Source organism: Pedobacter sp. P26, assembly GCF_050632135.1.
Taxonomy (GTDB): Bacteria; Bacteroidota; Bacteroidia; order Sphingobacteriales; family Sphingobacteriaceae; genus Pedobacter.
The window spans coordinates 1,860,098-1,879,909 of sequence record NZ_CP192574.1 but is presented as its reverse complement, the minus strand read 5'-3'; the positions used below and the strand labels follow the sequence as shown (position 1 = coordinate 1,879,909).

Genomic DNA, 19,812 nt, shown 5'->3' with positions numbered 1-19,812 from the left:
TATCGGGGGTATCGCAAAATTTAAAGACTCAAGCTTAACTGATTTCTATGCAACATCTTGTAAGATGATTTATCCTCCCCCTGATTTTGAATATATTTCATGATAATTGTTTCATTTGCATATTGCCCAACAGTATTGACATAATGACCAGCAGTCCAAAAATTTTCTCCCCAAAGTTGTTGCTTAACTTCTGGGTGAAGACGGAAAAGCTCCTTTGCTGTAATGCTCTTTACTGCCTGAACAATACTTTTTACCGATAGCATCGGAACGCTTTGTATCAAAAAATGAAAATGGTTATCATCAGCACCAATCTCAACAAAATGAATTTCATATCGTTTGGAGATATCTTCACAAACCAAAACTAAACTCTCTTCAACGGAAGTAGACAAAATGCTCCGTCGATATTTAATCGGACAGACCAAATGATAAAGCAACAAACTTTTGTTATGACTCTTGTTAATATGGTCTGGTAAACAATGTAGATTTAAACGTAATGACGGTTTTAAACTATGCTGTGCGCCATTTGAAAGTGAACCACATTGTGGTTTGCGGTCACTACAACTGCGGGGGAAGCGGCAATGCAACCTGCCGATATGGGCATATTAAACCCTTGGTTAAGAAATATCCGTGATGTTTACCGGCATCCATAGAGATGAGCTAAATGCCATTTAGGAGGAGGGCGCACGCTACAACAGACTAGTGGAACTGAATGTTCAGGAACAATGCGTGAACCTGTTAAAAACCGCAGCAGTACAGGAAGCAATTACCAACCGGGGAATAATGGTACATGGCTGGGTTTTCGATATCCATACAGGTAAATTAATTGACCTTAAAATCGATTTTGAAGTCATTTGAAAGATATTAAGGAGATTTATAATTTATATTAAGTCCGAGGTCCACGGTCCGAGGTCGGAAGCGTTTAGTTCCTAATCAAAGTTTATAAGAAATCAAAAGTCCGAAGTAGGCGTTTTATGCACTCGGACTTCTGACTAAATACTTCGGACTTTCTTAACGTCCCATCCAACCGCCATCAACGGTCAAGATTGTTCCATGTACATAATCGCTAGCCGGTGAGGCCAGGAATATTGTTGGTCCTTTAAAATCTTCTGGTGTCCCCCATCTTCCGGCAGGTATACGGGATAATATAGAAGTGCTTCTGTCCTGATCTTCGCGTAAAGCAGAAGTATTATCGGTTGCGATATATCCGGGCGCTATTGCATTTACATTTACACCCTTTGAGGCCCACTCATTTGCAAAAGCCTTGGTTAAAGATGCAATTGCACCTTTACTGGCGGCATAACCAGGAACGGTAATACCACCCTGGAATGATAGCAATGATGCCGTGAAAATTACTTTTCCGCTTCCTCTGGCAATCATTTCTCTACCAATTTCGCGTGTTAAAATAAACGGTGCCGTTTGGTTTACGGCAATTACTTCATCCCAGTATTCATCAGAATGTTCGGCAATTGGCTGACGTAAAATCGTTCCGGCGTTATTAACCAAAATATCGATAACAGGATGATCTGCTTTTACCTGAGCCGCAAAAGCCAGGGTCTTTTCGCGTTTACTAAAATCGCACTGGTAAGCATAAAACTTTCTACCCAGTGCTAAAATTTCTTTCTCAACGGTACTGTCCAGAAGTTCGAGACTTGCAGAAACACCGATAATATCGGCACCTGCTTCGGCCAAAGCTAGAGCCATAGCCTTCCCTATCCCTCTTTTACAGCCGGTAACTAATGCAGTTTTACCTGCTAAATTAAATATGTCAGACATGTTTTTCTAAAGTTCTATTTTAAAGATCGCTCCATTTCGCTGTGATCCAGCAGAAGTGACGGTAAGAAATTATTATTTCAGTTCATTAATAGCACAGTGATCCATATCACCATAATCTAAGTTTTCTCCGGCCATCCCCCAAATAAAAGTATAGTTGCTTGTACCTGCTCCGGAATGGATAGACCAGTTTGGCGAAATTACCGCCTGATCGCTCTGCATCCAAATGTGGCGGGTTTCTTGTGGCTGACCCATAAAGTGACAAACACTCTGCCCTTTTGGAACTTCGAAATAGAAATAGGCTTCCATCCTCCTATCGTGCGTATGTGCAGGCATGGTATTCCAAACACTACCCGATTTTAGTTCGGTCATTCCCATTTGCAACTGACAGGTTGGCAAAACACTGTTCACTAACAACTTATTAATTATTCTATGATTTGCTGTTTCAGGCGTACCCAACTCTACAATCTCCGCTTCGGCTTTGCTCACTTTTTTGTTTGGAAAAGTATGGTGTGCAGGAGCAGAATTGATGTATAATTTAGCCGCCTCGCCTGGTGTGGCAGATTCAAAAAACACCTCTTTAGTACCCTTGCCAATGTACAAGGCTTCTTTATAATCCAGTTCGTATTTTTCGCCATCAGCAGTAACAATAGCTTTTCCGCCAACATTAATAATGCCCAGTTCCCTGCGTTCTAAAAAGTAAGTTGCTTTTAAATCATCAGGGTTTGGAAGCGCTATTTTCTGATCAACAGGCATTGCACCACCAACAATATACCTGTCAAAATGAGATAAGGTTAGGTTTACCTGGTTGGCCTCAAATACGTTTTCAATTAAGAAATTTTCCCGCAAAGCTGCGGTATCCATTTGTTTAACTTCTTTAGGGCTTTGGGCGTAACGGCTTTCGAATTCATTCATTGGTTAAAAATTGAGTTTTGCGATAAAATATGAACTGATATCAGATCCTATCTGCAAATATATTTATACGATCATGATTATCTCTATTAATATTAAACTTTATCAACCTTTTTTATTGCCAACCAATATGTCAATCTTTCAGGTTGTTATAAAGAATATATTTAGGGACAAAAAAAGTTTTTCCATAAATTTTAAAATAATAACCTGAGTTCGATAATTAATTGGAATAGAAACATGTAATCAAAGCGATATTTTGTATATTTAAGTATATAACATTCAAATATTTAGCAAAATAAAAGCGATGATTACATACTATAAAGTTACCTATATTTTCTGCATAGTTGATGAGTTTTACAAAAACTTTGAAAAAACGACTAAAAACTTCATTTTAGGCAAGCCTTCAAGACGTCCGATAATGAGATAATTAGTATTCTTCTTTTGTTTCATGTTAGCGGCTTTAAATGCTTAAAGCATTATTATATTTTCTACGTTCAAAAGCATATGCAGGATGATTTCCCCAAGACGGTATCTTACAACCGTTTCGTTGAACTTAGCCAAAGTGTAATCATGCCCTTGACGATCTTCTTAAAAACCTGTTGTTCGGGTTCCTGTACAGGAATTTCTTTCGTGGATTCCACGCCGATAAGAGTTTGCAGGAACAAGCGGATAAAAGCAAACAAGGTCTTCAAAGGCACTGCCGAAGTTGGAAAATCAACCATGGGATGGTTCTATGGCTTCAAACTTCATCTGGTTATCAATGACAGCGATGCATATCTAAATACCCGTTGCAATGGATTCTCGATGATCTTGGTAAAAACCGAAGCAGACAAAATTTCCCCGGGTGCATCAAACCGTTCCCATCTAAAATCCGCACTCTTTGTCAATTGATTGATAAAGTTTGGATTACCTCGATCACCGCAAACTGAAAAGGGTCAAACTCAAAAATATTGGTCAGTTCCCTTAACTCAGGCCTGGCAAGTGACGTGCTGTAGGCTACCCTGAAATTCATATTCTTTATTTTTGAATACGTAATATTTACGGAATAATAAGGCCGGTAATTCCTGGTATTGGGTGTAGTAGTATTATAACCTACTGCTTTTGACAAAACCATCCAATTCACAGAAAAGATTTATTACCTTTAATTCGTTAATAATCATGGTATTGGCTTTAGTTGGGTAACTGAAATTATCCAATATCATGGTTGTTAGCTTTCAATATTTATCAATATATGTTGATAATCAAATAATTAAACCCATAACTCACGTTAAATACGTGAATCCGTCATTCATCAGTGCAACATAACCATAACGCCATCCAGCATTCATTAAATTTACGGCATTGAATCCTGGAGCATTTGCCACAATTTGGAAAAAGGCAGAGACTGTGGTATTACCATTCGAAACTTTCAGCGGAATAACGTTATAGCCGGTTATCTTTGGACAAAAGCTGGCATCAGGCTGATAGAAACTGTCTGACATCTGCTTCATATTATATCTGTGAACACCAATTTTGCCTGCGCCTAATTTTCGAGCTTTTAAACACCGTTGCCCAACTTTGCAAACTTTAGTAGATCCACGTTGAGCTTATAATACTGTTCGGCTTTGGATAGCAATCGTCTACATTGACCCTATATTTGGCACCAACCAATGATGACGAAGGTTTATTTTCGCCGTAACCCTTTGCCCAAAATACAATTAAGCCCCAGGGATATTCAACGATACGAATCTTTATCGTTTGCAACTTGCTGAAATACATCATGCATGGTAAATCCGTCCACTGTCTCGAAAGAGGTAAATGAGCAGCCTTACGATATCAACGAGATAGATAAACTAGCTGCAAAATAAGTCCAACAGCTATATAGGAAACCGGCTTGGCAGGCCTAACTGATCTTAACAGATTTGGGTGAATTTATTTCAAAAAAAATCTGGAACGTGCAAATAAGTTTAAATCACGCAGAGGTAAAACTTTATTATGTATCACCATACATTGTATTTCTATTGCGATATAAAAACAACCTTTTTTCTATATTTAATTAAATATCTCTTTAGTGGTCATGATGCCGCTCGTCAAATTTATAAACAGCTGAAATTCAAAGAATATAATCAACTTAAAAAAATTACTTGATCATCTCGGCATTATATCCTTTCCAGGATTTTAAATAGTCAGTGAAGTAATTATTGATCAGTCCCCTATAATAATCGCCACTTATCTCATGGGCCACACCTGGCAATATCATGAGGTCAAATCTTTTGTTATTTTTAATTAACGCATTTGCCAACCGCATCGTGTTTGCAGGGTGTACATTGTTGTCCATGTCCCCAGTTATCAATAAAAGTCGCCCTTTAAGATTTTTTGCCAGCTCTATTGTAGTTTTTGGATTGCTAGCAAATGATGTATGTGCCCTTCCCAATGAATCTACACTCGCTTTTATTTTGTCAATACCTTGATAGGTTTCTGTCCAGAATTTTCCATATATATTGTTATCGTGATTACCGGATGAGGATACGCCAACTTTAAAAAAGTCAGGATAGGTCATCATTGCCGCGGCCGTCATAAATCCTCCTCCAGAGTGTCCATAAATACCTACACGGTCCAAATCGATGTAGCTATAACGCGCTGCAAGTTGTTCGACCACATACTTGCAGTCGGCCAAAGCATAATCGCGTAGATTACCATACCCGAAGGTATAAAATTCTCTTCCACGAAGTGGTGATGATCCCCTGAAGCCAAATTGGAGTACTATAAATCCAAGGTCGGCAAGCCTTTCATTTTTACCCGGTATAATACTAAAGCCCTGATTAATGCCATCATCCTGAGGCCCTGGATAGACATTACAGACAACAGGATATTTTTTATTCGGGTCAAAGTCGGTTGGTGTGTAGATGATACCATATAAATCTGTCACAAGATCAGCTGCCTTAACCTTATCTAAGATAGCCGTATTTAATCCGTTAGCTTTTAGGATGCTATTATCCAGCGTAGGAATGGCGATCCGAAGACGCCCCTTCATATCTCTCAGTTCACATTTAGGTAAGCAATCTACAGAGGAGTATTCATCAATTATAAATCTCTTATCAAGTGAGATAGTAATGTAATGATCACCCTGACCTGGTGTTAATTCAACAAATCCAGTACCATCCAGATTAACTTTGAAGAACTTTTTATGATATGGATTGGTAGCTGATTTGTAGCCAAAACCTTCGATGATCATGAAACGTGATTCGACATCCATATAATAAATACTGCCCGCAACGAAATCACCCTTGGTTACCGCATTTTTTAACACACCTTTGCTATCATACAAGTAGTATGCTCCTTTACCGGTTCGCTCAGACCACCATATGATGTCTTTACCATCATTGATGACTGCATATGTCTGCAACAGCTGATTTAGAATTGGTTTTCCGACTTCGGTAATAAGTACACTTGTTTTCAGGGTATGGGGATCTACCCGGCACAACTGGATCGTATCTACAGTTCGGCTCTCTCTGGTGAAATAGATTCCTCCCGACTGTTGGCCTTGATTCAATTTTACTACCTGGTCCTGAAAATGATCAATATCTACTTGGTGAATCTTCGCACTATCTGCATTCAATAGCCACAGCTCAAAATGGGTAACATTTTCGTCTCCCGGTAACTCGTATTTATAAGATACCGGGACGGGGGCGTGGGGTGCTAGACTATTTATTAGGGTCAGGTCTCTAACTTTGCGTTGATCCGAACGTAGTGCGAATCCTGTATGTGTACCGCCTAACCATTCTCCAAGCCATGGTCCGCGTTGCGCTCGATTTTTGCTAGAGAGAGTTTTTCGTGCAAAAGAATTATTGGAATCACCATCATATGTTAACTGAATCAGGGAATCCTTTCCAGAAGTTACTGATTTTAATAAGAAAAGATTATGGTTTTCAGCGTATACACCGTATACGCGATCCTTTGTATATAATGTCGACATATCATTACCAAGGGGCAATTGACGAAAAGACTGAAGCCCTTTAGGAGTATAAGCTGAAACAGGCTCGATAAAAGTTTTGTTCTTCAAATCGTAGTTTAATTCTTTTCCCTGCACCATACATATTAAGATAGCTTGGTTTGTAGGAGAAACGCTACGAACAATAAAATCTATCTTCGTTGGGTGGATTGATTGTGAAAAATAAGGGGAAGTAAGCTCTACAAGTTCATTTGCATCAAAAAGTCGAGTAGTCTTGTTATTAGCAGGATCTGCAATATAAAATGTTTTCAACCCTGATTTGGAACTGGTGTTATAAAGCAAAAGGTTACTTTTAAAGATCCAAGCGGGATGGGTTATTGCTAACGATATTGCCCTCCGCACTGAATCTCTTTGTAATGCAGTCCAATTTTTTTGCATCGTCTAATGATTTTGATTGCTGCTGGGCCTGGGTAATAGAAATGACAAACAATAAAATTGCCGACAAACTGACACGGGTGAAGAAAAATGACATAAATGTTGTGATATTAAATTTTAGATACGTGTTGATGATGTTATTACTTAGTATCAACCTGAATAAATTCTGAATGTATAGATTGATTATTTCGATCTTCATTTGACAGTATGATTCTGGTGCCTCCTGCTGTTTCTTCTAGCTTTCCGAAAAACCTTTCACAAATCATCTCGTCAATACAAAACATAATTTCGATAGATTTATTTCTTAATAATTGACTTGGTATTTATACTACTGCAAAATCATCATAAAATAGCTAAACTGAAGCAGGCGACATCCATCGACCTGCAACCGTTATCATCACTACTAATTAGATTTATTGGCAAATATTTCTTTCAGCTTTGCATTCAGTACCTCACCTCTCAAGTCTTTGGCAATGATCATTCCTTTAGGGTCAATTAAAAAATTCATTGGTATAGCTTTTACTTCATATTTAATAGCAGCATCATTTTCCCATCCTTTTAGATCCCCAACCTGTTTCCAAATTAGTTTATCATCAGCTATGGCCTTAATCCATTTGGCTTTGTCTGCAGCTTTGTCAAGCGAAACGCCCAAAATTTCAAATCCTTTTTCCTTGTATTGGTCATAAAGCTTTACAATATTGGGATTTTCCCTACGGCATGGTGCACACCATGACGCCCAAAAATCAACCAATACATACTTACCTTTATAGTCTGAAAGTTTAACTGCTTTACCTTCAACATCAGGCTGTGTAAAATCCTGGGCTGCGACCCCTTCTTGTGTTTTTTTGAAAGTTGCGATCCGTTCTTCTACCTGTTTTCCAAAGTAAGAGTTTTTTAATTCCGGCGAGAGGACTGCATATACTTTCTCCATTTCTACTGCGTCAAACCCAGGGCGTAATGTAGAATTGAGTGCCATTAATGCCATATATTTTGAAGGATTTTGCTTCACATAATTAATTTTGGCCTCAAAAATCTCCTTTTCTATAACTTTTGCTCTTGCCTCTAATTCTGTACGATAGGTCCGATCCTGCTTTTTGGCTTCTGGCTGATCAGAATATTCTTTATCTAAAGCTTGCAGTTTATTATAAATCGGACGTAGAAGATTATCAACATGCTTACTTTCTTCTGTTAAAGTAGAACCAGTTACCTTGGCTGTGCTAATGGAGTCTTTTCCAAGAATAGTAATATTCTCGTTCCCTAAAATAATAGGTAGGGCATCAATCTTGATTCTTTTCCCTGGTACTTCTATGGCATCATCATGTTTTATACGAAGAGTAGCCTCCATAGGTGAAGGAACAGAGCCTTTGAACATGAAGGATCCATCAACTAAAACTGCAGAATCCAGTGTTCGCTTTCCTTCTAATTTTATCATTAAAAAAGCTTTGACTGGCTTGTTGAGCTTCCCAATCTGTCCTTTAATGGTATATCCTGTTTGCGCGACAGCAGCAAATGAACTGATGGCCATTGCTGTCACGATTAATATTTTTTTCATAGTACTTTATTATTTTGATTTTTTATAGTTGATGTCTTTTTTCTGGCTTAGCCGATAAAAACTGATTATATGCGGATTCATTACTTAAAATTTCCAAGGCAGTCTTCACCGAAGCACTCGCCTCATTCCGAACTCGTATCGCATAGCTTTTTCCCAAGAAAAGCATATCCGCTATTTCCGCCTTTAATTCAACAGCAATAGTTTTTCTGGCTACCTTATTATCCAATGGCGGCAGTTTCAATCCCTGCTTAATAGCGCTGGTCATCATCTTATCGATAATTTTATCGCCAATTATAAAAGATTCATTAAAACCCTGAAAATTCGAATATTTGCTCGTGAGCATTTCACGGTTTTGTTGGACAAAGTTAAAGGCGGCTTGCGTAACCCGGCCACTGTTCATTAGTTTGTTTAGCCATCCGCTATATAGCGCAGTATCAATCGGAATAAACTTATCGGGCATGATGCCGCCACCGCCATATACTGTTCGTTTAGCGTTAAGGGTAGTATATTTAAGTGAATCCGGAAAGTTAACGTGGCCACCCCCTGTAAGTTCACCAGACGCCATACGACGGCTAAAATCTTCAAAATAATCAGATTTTCCTTTTGCGTAAGGCTTTTGAATAGATCGACCGGAAGGTGTGTAATACCGAGCTGCTGTTAGACGAATCAAAGAACCATCGCTGAGCTCGAGCCCTTTCTGCATTAAGCCTTTGCCAAAGCTACGCCTTCCTAGAACCACCGCCCTGTCCCAATCTTGCAAGGCACCTGTCAAAATTTCGCTTGATGATGCCGTCGACTCATCAATCAGAACTACTAAATCGCCGGACATAAACTGGCCAAAACCACCCGTTGAGTAGTAATCCCTAATGCCAGAATTCGTTACTGAATAGAACACCACCTTATCTGTGGGCAAAAATTCATCTGCAACGCCAATAGCTGCTTCGACAAGACCGCCACCATTACTTTGGAGATCTAAAATCAATTTTGTCATCCCCAAACCTTTAAGCCTCTTGAGTTCGGCATCTATTTCCCTTCTGGTGGACTGGCTGAAAACAGACAAAGAGATATAACCAATATTTTTGTTGAGCATATAGCTCGCGGCGATAGAAAGTTCAGCAATCTGCTCTCTAGTAATATTAAATTCCAGCGGAACGGGCTGAGCTCTGCGAGCAATACCCAGCTTAACGCTTTTACCTTTCTCACCACGTAGTAGGCGCATCACTTGCTGGTTTTTTAGATCTCTCCCAAAAATAGGTGAATCATCTACTGTTGTGATTCGATCGCCTACCTTAAGCCCCGACTTGGCAGCGGGTCCGTCCGGATTAATTGCTGTAATAAAAGTACTATCTGAAACCATGGCAAACGAAATACCTATGCCAGCAAAGCTACCTGCCATTTGCTCGTTCATCGCGTCAATTTCTTCTCTGCTGACGTAACTCGAATGTGGATCCAGATTGCTTAACATGGCTTTAATTGCCGCGTCTACTACCTGCTCATCGTTCACCGGATCTACATAATTATCTTGAATGAGCTTCAACGCATCCTGTAGCTTTATTTTTGGATTCATCTGGGCTGATGTAGATAAATCGATCAGAAAAGTTAATAAGAACGCTAATAATATGGACTTTTTCATATAGTTTATTTCTCTGATTTTAAAATTTCAACTGCCATTGAGATCTCATCCCTAAGCTCACTAGGGCTACCTGAGTAACCCTCCGAGCTATAACGAACGATCCCATCTTTTATAATAACTTTACGAGGGATTGCGGAAGATTTAAAAAATGGAACCAAGCTTTTGAAAACCAAATCTTGTTCTCCCTTTGGGCCAACGGCATCATGCAGAAGATTAAATTTAAAGCCTTGTTGTCGAACGTAATTCTCCGATTTCGACTTATAGTCGCCTTGCTGCATAGTCCCTATCATATATATCCCAACCCTTGGGTCTTTTGCATATTGGTCAACCAGGAGCTGCATGCCTGGAAATGCTTCGATACAGGGCCTGCACCAAGTTGCCCAAAAATCCAGAACAACAATCTGGTTTGCCCAATCCTTGGAGTTAACCAGCTTACCATCCGCATTTTCCAAACTAAATGGCACCAAAGGATAATTAACCATGTTGGCCAAGACATGTGCCTTCATTTCCGTCTTTTTGGCTTCAGGCATCAAGTCGGAAAGATACTGCTGATATCCGTCTTCTTTACCATTGTGCTCATTTCTATAAATTTCTTTGAGCTTGGTCAACATTTTTGGGGTCAAGGCATTTGCAGACACACTGGATTCCAAGAGCGCTTTGATTGCTCTGGTATCATCAAGTTTCGAAAGGATATCAAGGTGTAGCTCATTTAAACTGGCATTTTCATAGGCTCCATTTTTTGATAAGAATTTAAAACTCTCATTTGCATTCTTATAGTCACCTTGCCCCTTGGCAAAAAAATATGGCTAAAAAGCCGTCTGTCCATCTCACTATCAGCATTTTGTTGCGCTTTCAATGTATCATTATCAAAATCTTTTAGATAAGACTGGTCTTTTTGCCTTTCTACAAGATAAGGAATAATGGTGCTGCTAAAACGATAGAGTAGTTTCTGATCCCCAATACCCAAAAGATGCCCTCTGGTTAAATTCCATCGGTAGATCTCGTTCGCCGTTTTAAAATCAATTTCCTTAAAAAGACTTAAAAATTTCTCATTTTGTCCGGTTGAAAAGTATCGGGTAGCTAAGCCTCTAAAAATGGTGTAATAGATATAGTCCATATTATCTGGTGACTTTTTCCACTCCGAATATGGAAAATCTTCCAAAAATTTCTCCTGGCCTTTCTCCAAATCTTCTCCATGTTTATCATCAGTATCTTTGTGGTAAGCTATAAATCTGGCTGTAGGACTTTTGGGGTATTTATCATAGACAAGTGCCGCTACAGCTTCTAAACCCTCGCTATTTTTTAACCTCGCAAAATAACGCTGTAAGGTGGCAAGGGAAGCCTCCGAGACATTTTTTTCTTTAGCTCATTTCTCAAAACACTGTCGGCAAATGCATTATACGCTGCAACGGGCATTGTTAGCTGCTTTAAATCAAGATAATTAAAGATCAGTTTATCTGGAATATTTTTGTTTAGTCTTTCCTCTTTTTGCAATAGAGAATCGACTAATCGCTTATCCTTTGATAACTTTACGAAACTGTTCATTGCCATGTTTCCGGTCAAACCAGCCCTTAAGCTTGCCTCTGCCAAATAGGCTCCGGGTACCGGTTTCCCGTTCTTACCAAGTATAGATGTAAAGTACCCATTGCCATTGCGAATATCTATGGCTTCGGGACTTTCTAAATCTCCCTGATAGAATTTCAGAGCGATAAATGAAGCTTGCTCTGGCACTTGATAAGATCCTGTCCAACTATCGTTCTGTTTGCTTAAAGAGACGGGAGTACTGCGCCACTGAAAATCACTATAGACTGCCACTATCGCTTTTGGTTCATCACTAAACTCCAGGTCTCCGCCTTTTGGCTGGTAACTAATAATTGTTTTTTGACCCTGTTTGACAGGGTTAGGCTGCCACACTACGGTTTGCGCAGCTAACTGCTGGCCGAAAAATGGGCAAAGCAGTAGCACACATTTTTTAAAAAAAGTTTTTTCATAGTTTAATTTCTATCTGGGATTTTGTTCGAGTTCAGGGTTCAACAGAATATATTTATCGCCAATGGGATACAGATAACGATTGCTATTGGCTTCTAACGTATAATTCAAGCTTTTAAAAGTTCTGGTTTTTGTTGAAGCAAAATCAGCGTCAAGATTGAGGCGTTTTTGATCAAACCAGCGTATACCGGTTCCGAAAAATTCCCTGCGCTTCTCTTCCACAACAATTCGCAGTGCCTGGACTGGGTCAGCTGCCGATAATGGAACGTAATTAGCTGTAGAAAAACGTTTAATTCTCAGGTTATTTACCAAAGCAAGTGCATCGGCGGTTTTTCCATCTCTTGCCAGACATTCAGCCTTAATTAACATCATCTCAGGTACAGTTGGTCCATTGTTGATCACAGGTTCATTTATTAAATTCTTGGTTGAAGCCCTTCCAGTAAAAGCAATGCTAAATTGAGTTCCAAAGCGACCTCTTACATCAGAGAAAAGCTTATACCTTAAATCATTTGGGCCTAATGATGCTAGTAAATCACTGCTTATTGAAATAGCAGGATAAACAACGTTTGAAGTCTTGGAAAAGATAATCTCGGGATTCAGCAACCGTACAGGAATAGTGCCTGGAGCAGTTTCATAAGATTTTAAATCCAGTAAGCCATTTTTCAGCGATAAAGCACTATCTGCATAGAGCGCTGCGTTACGAAAGTCCCGCATATTTAAGTATGTTTTTGCAAAAATGGCGTAAGCTGAAACCTTTGCTGGTCTCACATTGTAATCCGCTATCCCAGGTAAATTGCTTATCGATGCCCTCAAGTCCTTTAGAATTTGGGAATAGACTTCCGCTACTGGAGCCCTATTTAATTTGGTGTACAGGTTAGGCGTGGTAAGCAAGGGAACACCTAAATCAGTAGCTGCGGTTGCGCTAGTATACTGCTTTCCATACATGTTTACCAAAATTAAATAGGCATACGCCCGGTGCACCAGGGCTTCAGCATAAATTCTTTTCTTTTCTACCTCGGTTCCATCCAGAGAAGTCAACACGCCCTGTAAAACCTCATTGCATACGTAAATGGTTTTGTACTGCTTGTCCCAATCGCTGTCACTTTGAGATTCGGACGTGTATTTCGGCGCCCATGTGTACACATTAGATAATATATCGTTGAGCGAATTTTGTCTTGTTACATCCGTAATCTCCGTATCATCCCCTGATAAAATCGGATAAGAATAAGTACCTTCTAAAACATTATTATTATTTAAGGTATTTCTAAAATCTGAAGTATATTTTAATGTTCTGACTGATAACTGGTCAATCTCCACATATTTTCTACAGCTTGACAAAGTAATTGCCAAAGTCAGCAGGATCATTGAATATTTATTTTTCATTTTATTATAGCGTTGCATTAATACCAAAAACATAACTAGGCGTAGGGGTTATGCTACCAAAATTGCCGGTGTTGATAAATTCAGGATCTATACCCTCTTTATTTGCTCTCCATACAATTCCAAGGTTTCGCACATTGGCAGAAAGCGCAACCGATTTCACGAAATTTCTCGGCAAGAGGCGTTGTGGAATGCTATAGGCTAAAGAAATTTGTTGTAAACGTATGTTATCTGCTTTTCTTACCAAAGCATCTGAAAACCGGTATCGATTAATACTGTTAAAATTCACACCGGTGATGCCTGGTACATCTGTTATTGCTTCATCTCCAGGTTTTCTCCATCTACTGGCAAGCTCACCCTGACGACCAAGTACGCCGTTATAGGCAAAATCAGTTGTGGTAGGATAATTGGTTACCGCATTTTCAATAAATACATGACCAAAGTAACCCACAAACCTTATCCCTAATTCCAACTGACCATATTGAAAGTTGTGATTAAAGCCGGTTGAATATGGTGCGTATCTCCTGCCTACATAGGTTAAATCCTCCTTGGTAAACGCATTAGTAAGGTTAGTGGTATTATTAATAATATTACTATTGCGATCAAAAATCTGTGATTGTCCTTTGTTATCCAATCCAGCCCAACGATAAACATAAAGCGAGCCTAGTGGCATACCTTCAATGGTATTACCGGTTCCTGCAATAGTGCTGGCGTTATTCACAAAGCGCAGATCTGTGACTGTATTTGTGGTATATCCGAAATTCAGTATTGATTTCCAACTAAATCTTCCTGCCCTGATGAGTTCACCATTAATGGAAAAGTCAAATCCATGGCCACTCAAAGTTCCGCTATTAAATGATAGCAGTGACCAGCCATAGGTGGGATTATAAGGAAATGGCGCTAAAATTCCTTTTGTACGTTTGGTATAAGCGTCAAAACTACCATTTAGTCTGCCATCGAAAAATCCAAAATCTACACCTAAATTGGTCATTTTTGTGGTTTCCCAACCTAAATCAGAATTTGCAGGGGTTTCAATACTCGCTATGGGTTGGTTAGTTCTTCCATCACTGCCCGAAACATTAATAATTGCCACATTTGTACCTGCCAGGGGTACAACACCGCTTGTCCCTATAGTGGCGCGAACGCTAAAGCTATTTAACCAGGTTAGTTCCTTGATAAACTTTTCTTTGCTTGCGTTCCATCTCAAACCAACCGACCAGAAAGGTCTAGCTCTTTTACTTCTGTCCAGGCCCAATAAGGTATAATCATCGAACCTTACACTACCTGTTACAATGTACTTCTCCTGATAGTTGTAGGATGCATTACTATAATAGGACAAAAATCTTTTACGGTAGCTAATCAGGTTACTCAAATTCTGACCAAAGGATTGAGTATAGCCAAATATAGTTGGATACTGCTGGGTTGGATTGATGGTAGCAATTGTCCGCGTATCGGCGTTAAAACCATATCTCGTTTCAGCAGTATTATCCGAAATTGTCTCCCTAATTTCGGTACCTGCAATGGCACTGAACTGATGATTATCCCCAATTGTAAAATTAGAATTTAACTGTCCCCTTAAGGAAGTTTCCGAGGCTGTAGTGCCTGAGCTGCTATAGCGCCCCCCGTAGTTCACCGTATTTGAAGCTCTACCGTTGACTACTGTGGTGAAGGTATTTACCAATATTCTACCATTAAAACTATTTAATTCGTCGAGTGTATAGGTACTGCCAAACTGACGTTGATTGGATAATGAAATATCTGCATTCAACCATTTGGCAATCTTGCCGTTTAAGCCTGCACTCATTCGTAGGACATTATTTTTAGCAACAGTATTTGAATAATTTGACTCGTCAAGTGTATTGTAAGCAAAAGGCAAAAAACCCTGTGCAACCATCGGGTTTGCGATAGCATCTGTGATGGTAATGTTTCTGCCAATACTGTTGCCGTTGGCATCGACCAACAAATCATATGGACGCAATGCAGTAGTGCTTACCGATAACGCATTTATTGCAGCTGCATTATATTGAGATTTTGAATACTGGTAGTTGAAGAGTGCCCTCAGCGTTAATTTTTTGTTAAGAAAATCGGTAGACGTATTAGCATTTACAAAGGCGTTTTCGCCGTAATTTCCCTTAAAGATTGGAGTATCTTTGGTGTAGTTTCCTGAAATGTAGTATGTACTGCTTTCAGAACCGCCGGAATAGGAAAGATTGTATTGATGGTTGACTGCGTTTCTGAGCAAATAGTCCTCAATCTGAGCCATACCGTCTCTTGATGCGATTTCTGCCAATGCTGCATCGCGCTGGGAAACAGTTGCTGTACCACGTTTGACTCTGAACATCCACTCGGTGGCCGCACTATTGTTTGGAGTAGAGACCGTCGCTCCAATGGTAGGGTCTACCAAAAGCCCCTTGTCAACCATTTCCTGTTCAAGATCAATGTATTGGGCACTAGTCATCCAATTTAAATCTGCAATAGAAGGATTTTTTGAAATACCGAAAATGTAACCAACATTTAATGCGGGAGCCACTTTTCTACCTTTCTTTGTTTCGATGACAATCACACCGTTTGCTGCCCTGGAGCCCCATATTGAGGTAGCTGAAGCATCTTTAAGAAAAGTAATCTGCTCAATATCAGCCATATTTACGCTGCTTATTACGGAATTACCAAAACTATTTCCGCCTACTTGTTTGGTTAGTGTTGCAAGGTCGCTCGCATTCATCAATGGAAATCCATCCAATATAATTAGTGGTGTTCCAGCGCCACCAGCGTAGCTGTTTACCCCTCTGATCTGCACACTATTTCCTTTGATATCAAATTTTACACCTGCCACTTGACCTTCCAACCGTTCTAAGATATTAACGGCAGGATTAGTCTGTAATTCTTTGCCCGTAATTACAGAATAAGCTCCAGCAGCGCGTTCCTTGCTAATATTTTGATAACCGTTTGAAACTACACTAACTTCTTCCAAAGCTGTAGAAGCTGGTTTCAGGGTCACATTATAAGTTTGGGTTTTCCTATCTACAAAAATTTCTTCTGCTTTATAACCCATATAATTGATTTGCAGGATATATCCGTTCGGAGCTACATCCTTAATGGTGACGTTACCCTGTTTATCGGTGACATACATTTTATTAATGGTCTTGTTGTATACATTCGCTCCAACAAGTGGTAGTCCCAGGGAATCTCGGACAGTTATCTTAACGTCAACGTCATTAACAAAATCCATCAACTTATCGGCAACATTTCTTTCTTTTATTACAATAGTTTTATTATCCACAGAAAATGTAAGTGACTGGTTGTTCAAAGATTTTTGAATCGCCTCAAAAACATTTACCTGATTCACATTAATGGAAACTGGCTTGGCTTTTACGATAATGTCCAGGTCATAAATAATATTGTAACCGCTTTGCTTTCGTATTTCATTCAGCACATGTTCTAGTGACGCGTTATTTCTAGTAAGGGAAACCTTTTGCGCCCTGGTAGATGCGCTCAATTGCATGATTGCAATCAGAATAGTCACAGCAGTTAGTCGCATAACGAGTAGCGGTTTGCGGAGCCGCCCAGCTGGCAGCCCGAGTGAAGTAAAATTTTTATACATTTGTTTGTTTGGTTATTGCAGTAGGTCTCGGCTTCGAAATCAAGATCCTACGCGGTTATTAGTTGATTTATTTTATCGACAACCAAATTACCCAGAGGTGCCTGCAAGCACCTCTGATTTTTTTGGCATCGTTTTAGATTTATCTGGAAACGATGACCCTCCTTCCCTCAAGCTTAAAGTGGACTTTTCCTGTTAATTGAATATGATTGAGAACTTCTGAAATATTGCTACTTCTAGATATCCAACCACCAAGCATCAAATTTTCAGGTGCAGTCTGTTGATATACTATTTCTACATCATACCATCGGGCTATCTTTCTCATCACACTTGGTAGATCTTCTCTAAATACGAACGCTCCATTTTTCCACGCGATCGCCATTTCGGTGTCTGCCTGTTTTACTTCTATTTTTCCATTGCCCAACTTCGACATTTCTCCTGGCTTAAGCAGTACATTGTGGTTATATTTTGAGGCCAACTTTATGCTTCCATTGATTAGCGTGGTTTCAATGCGAGACTCATTAGTGTAGGCATTGATATTGAAATGAGTTCCCAGCACTTCCACTTTCTCTACTTGTTCCTGGTTTTTAATAACTGAAACAAAGAATGGGACCCTATTGCCATTTCTTTCCACATGGGCCACTTCAAAATACCCTTCGCCAGTCAAAACCACCTCCCTTCCGCTCGCAGCAAAAAAGTTGGGTACTTTAGAGATGACCCTGCATTTAGCCAGACCTTAGTCCCATCAGGCAGGATCACCATATATTGTCCACCCACAGGTGTTTTTACCGTATTAAATCCAGCAGTAGGGATATTTTTACCGGAGATTTTATAAACCAAAGTTCCGTCTGAAGTTTTCGAAATCACCACTCCAGCCTCTGTTGCAATTTTTCCACTGGAATCTTTACCTAAGTCAATATTTCTTCCATCAGACAAGGTTAATACAGCCTTATCAGTACCAGGAGCAAGATCATAATGTTTCGCAATAACATATTGATCATCAGCTTTAGCATTCTTGTTGAAAATGAGATAACCTACGCCTGCTATCATTAATAAGCTAGCTGCAATTCCTATTGAAACTATTCCTTTATATACTTTGGCAAGCTTCTTAACTTCAGGCGATTTTGGTTCAGGCTGAGAAATTTCAGAAACGATCTTAGACCAAATTTTATCTTCCAATGCTTCATATTCTATTGGAGGATCGACCGTTTTATTTTCTTCAGCTTTTAACAAATACCAAGTTTCCAGCTTGGCATTTTGTTTCGCAGTAAGTTTGTTTTCTAGATAGTCTTTAATAAATCTGCTTATATTATGCTTGGTCATTTTAATAGCTCGTATAATAGTATGACACATAGCTCAGGACAATGTTGTATTCGGTGTTAAAAAAAGTTACTTTTTTATTAAATTAACAAAATACACTAAAAAAATATAAAGTAAGCGGAAAGATGATTTCCAAATTTCGTTCTCAGTATCGTAATAGCTTTGTTCATTTGCGTCTTTACAGTGAGCTCTGAGATATCCATGGTATCCGCGATTTCTTTGTAAGAAAGATTCTGCTTTCGTTTCAGCTCGAAAACTTCACGCATCCGGGGTGGTAGCCTCTCGATTTCTTCTTCGATTAATTTTGCTAAGATCCGCTCCCTAATGCGATAGTCTGTAATTTCCTGAGCTTGATCAAGAAACTGACCAATGTCTGTTAAATATGCATGGTGAAATTGATTTTTTCTAAAAAAATTCAATATTGAGTTTCTTGTTGCAACATATAGATAAGCTCCCAGCGAGGTATCCAATTTTAATGTGGCCGCTTTTTGCCAAAGTTTAGTAAATACTTCCTGGACTACATCTTCACTTTCGTCTTCTTCCTTCAACATGTGCAGAGCATGTTTATACAATAGAGGCCAATAGCGTCTGTAAATTTCGGAAAAAGCAATATCATCCCGGTTAATTAAAAGCGAAAGCAATTTCTCATCGTTGTAGATTGTATAATCGGAAATCATCCTGCTAGTAAAAATAGAACTAATTACTTGCATTTGAAAACGACAAGTAAATTCTGTACAACACTAGCTATCTAAGCCTGATCACAGATGCCTATTCCAGAAAGATCGTAGGGTTTGCACTCCATCCGAACCTTGAAGCTACCGGCTGTATTATCGCTCTGGAGATGGCTATCAACGGGAGGAAAAAAGACTCACCGTTCATATTGGTTCATCATTCGGACCGGGGAATACAGTATTGTTCTAAAAGCTATACTGAGCTTCTTAACAGGGACAAAATTGCAATAAGTATGACTGAAAGTGGTAGTCCCTATGATAATGCTTTAGCCGAACGTGTTAATGGAATAGTGAAAAATGAGTTCTTTCCAAAAAAGATATATAAGGATTATAAAGAAGCTAAAAAGAGCACTGAAATCATTATCAAAAACTATAACGATAAAAGGCCCCACGGTAGTCTGGACTATCTTACGCCTAGCAAAGCCCATGATATGTCTGGCGAGATAAGCAAGCGTTGGAAACACTACCCTTATAAAAAAAGGGTATGCAAGAAGAGCCCCTGGAGACCGTCTGAAAATACAATCAGAAAAAATGCACCGCAATTCTATTATTAATAGATTA

19 protein-coding genes and 1 pseudogene are annotated in these 19,812 nt (G+C 39.2%); 4 read left to right on the top strand and 16 right to left on the bottom strand.

What is annotated here, in order from left to right; all coding sequences use genetic code 11:
• Positions 1–20: 20 nt before the first annotated feature.
• Positions 21–461 (bottom strand): IS200/IS605 family transposase, encoded by a 441-nt coding sequence (gene tnpA, locus ACQ86H_RS08620; protein WP_431295366.1) that lies wholly within the window; start codon positions 459–461, stop codon positions 21–23.
• A gap of 32 nt (positions 462–493) precedes the next feature.
• Here tnpA and ACQ86H_RS08615 point away from each other — a divergent pair, with 32 nt between their 5' ends.
• Both ACQ86H_RS08615 and ACQ86H_RS08610 read left to right on the top strand, forming a co-directional pair.
• A complete protein-coding gene (locus tag ACQ86H_RS08615) occupies positions 494–631 on the top strand; it encodes a carbonic anhydrase (protein WP_431294498.1) in 138 nt (45 codons plus the stop codon).
• A gap of 68 nt (positions 632–699) precedes the next feature.
• Positions 700–855 (top strand): carbonic anhydrase, encoded by a 156-nt coding sequence (locus tag ACQ86H_RS08610; RefSeq protein ID WP_431294497.1) that lies wholly within the window; start codon positions 700–702, stop codon positions 853–855.
• A gap of 153 nt (positions 856–1,008) precedes the next feature.
• On the opposite strand, the gene ACQ86H_RS08605 is transcribed toward ACQ86H_RS08610, so the two are convergent.
• Together ACQ86H_RS08605 and kduI are read right to left on the bottom strand one after the other, a co-directional pair.
• Positions 1,009–1,773 (bottom strand): SDR family NAD(P)-dependent oxidoreductase, encoded by a 765-nt coding sequence (locus ACQ86H_RS08605; RefSeq protein WP_431294496.1) that lies wholly within the window; start codon positions 1,771–1,773, stop codon positions 1,009–1,011.
• 72 nt (positions 1,774–1,845) lie between these two features.
• Entirely contained in the window at positions 1,846–2,685 is an 840-nt protein-coding gene (gene kduI / locus ACQ86H_RS08600) for a 5-dehydro-4-deoxy-D-glucuronate isomerase (protein ID WP_431294495.1), read from the bottom strand.
• Positions 2,686–2,986: 301 nt separating this feature from the next.
• On the opposite strand from kduI, the pseudogene ACQ86H_RS08595 reads away from it, so the two are divergent.
• Positions 2,987–3,465, top strand: a pseudogene (locus ACQ86H_RS08595) (transposase); the annotation flags it as partial.
• A gap of 100 nt (positions 3,466–3,565) precedes the next feature.
• On the opposite strand, the gene ACQ86H_RS08590 reads toward ACQ86H_RS08595, so the two are convergent.
• The 13 genes from ACQ86H_RS08590 to ACQ86H_RS08530 all read right to left on the bottom strand — a co-directional run bounded on the left by ACQ86H_RS08590 (position 3,566) and on the right by ACQ86H_RS08530 (position 19,230).
• A complete protein-coding gene (locus tag ACQ86H_RS08590) occupies positions 3,566–3,805 on the bottom strand; it encodes a hypothetical protein (RefSeq protein ID WP_431294494.1) in 240 nt (79 codons plus the stop codon).
• A 139-nt stretch (positions 3,806–3,944) separates the two neighbouring features.
• Positions 3,945–4,163, bottom strand: a complete 219-nt coding sequence (locus ACQ86H_RS08585; RefSeq protein ID WP_431294493.1) for a DUF6055 domain-containing protein — start codon at positions 4,161–4,163, stop codon at positions 3,945–3,947.
• 638 nt (positions 4,164–4,801) lie between these two features.
• Complete coding sequence (locus ACQ86H_RS08580; protein ID WP_431294492.1) at positions 4,802–7,051, bottom strand: prolyl oligopeptidase family serine peptidase; 2,250 nt, start codon at positions 7,049–7,051, stop codon at positions 4,802–4,804.
• Positions 7,052–7,451: 400 nt separating this feature from the next.
• Positions 7,452–8,600 (bottom strand): redoxin domain-containing protein, encoded by a 1,149-nt coding sequence (locus tag ACQ86H_RS08575; RefSeq protein ID WP_431294491.1) that lies wholly within the window; start codon positions 8,598–8,600, stop codon positions 7,452–7,454.
• Positions 8,601–8,622: 22 nt separating this feature from the next.
• Positions 8,623–10,233 (bottom strand): S41 family peptidase, encoded by a 1,611-nt coding sequence (locus tag ACQ86H_RS08570; RefSeq protein WP_431294490.1) that lies wholly within the window; start codon positions 10,231–10,233, stop codon positions 8,623–8,625.
• 5 nt (positions 10,234–10,238) lie between these two features.
• On the bottom strand, positions 10,239–10,871 hold the full coding sequence (locus ACQ86H_RS08565) for a TlpA family protein disulfide reductase (protein WP_431294489.1): 633 nt from the start codon (positions 10,869–10,871) through the stop codon (positions 10,239–10,241).
• 71 nt (positions 10,872–10,942) lie between these two features.
• Positions 10,943–11,419 carry a hypothetical protein gene (locus ACQ86H_RS08560; RefSeq protein WP_431294488.1) on the bottom strand — a complete coding sequence of 159 codons (477 nt, stop codon included), beginning with the start codon at positions 11,417–11,419 and terminating at the stop codon, positions 10,943–10,945.
• Between the two features lie 116 nt (positions 11,420–11,535).
• Positions 11,536–12,198, bottom strand: coding sequence for a hypothetical protein (locus ACQ86H_RS08555; protein WP_431294487.1), 663 nt, complete (start codon positions 12,196–12,198; stop codon positions 11,536–11,538).
• Positions 12,199–12,234: 36 nt separating this feature from the next.
• A complete protein-coding gene (locus ACQ86H_RS08550; RefSeq protein ID WP_431294486.1) occupies positions 12,235–13,605 on the bottom strand; it encodes a RagB/SusD family nutrient uptake outer membrane protein in 1,371 nt (456 codons plus the stop codon).
• A gap of 4 nt (positions 13,606–13,609) precedes the next feature.
• Positions 13,610–17,140, bottom strand: coding sequence for a SusC/RagA family TonB-linked outer membrane protein (locus tag ACQ86H_RS08545; protein WP_431294485.1), 3,531 nt, complete (start codon positions 17,138–17,140; stop codon positions 13,610–13,612).
• A gap of 202 nt (positions 17,141–17,342) precedes the next feature.
• Entirely contained in the window at positions 17,343–17,867 is a 525-nt protein-coding gene (locus ACQ86H_RS08540) for a FecR family protein (protein WP_431294484.1), read from the bottom strand.
• Positions 17,864–18,523, bottom strand: coding sequence for a hypothetical protein (locus ACQ86H_RS08535; RefSeq protein WP_431294483.1), 660 nt, complete (start codon positions 18,521–18,523; stop codon positions 17,864–17,866). The genes ACQ86H_RS08540 and ACQ86H_RS08535 overlap by 4 nt, the downstream gene beginning before the upstream one ends.
• A 95-nt stretch (positions 18,524–18,618) precedes the next feature.
• Positions 18,619–19,230, bottom strand: coding sequence for an RNA polymerase sigma factor (locus ACQ86H_RS08530; RefSeq protein ID WP_431294482.1), 612 nt, complete (start codon positions 19,228–19,230; stop codon positions 18,619–18,621).
• Between the two features lie 17 nt (positions 19,231–19,247).
• On the opposite strand from ACQ86H_RS08530, the gene ACQ86H_RS08525 reads away from it, so the two are divergent.
• Positions 19,248–19,805 carry a transposase gene (locus ACQ86H_RS08525; protein ID WP_431295365.1) on the top strand — a complete coding sequence of 186 codons (558 nt, stop codon included), beginning with the start codon at positions 19,248–19,250 and terminating at the stop codon, positions 19,803–19,805.
• Positions 19,806–19,812 lie beyond the last annotated feature (7 nt).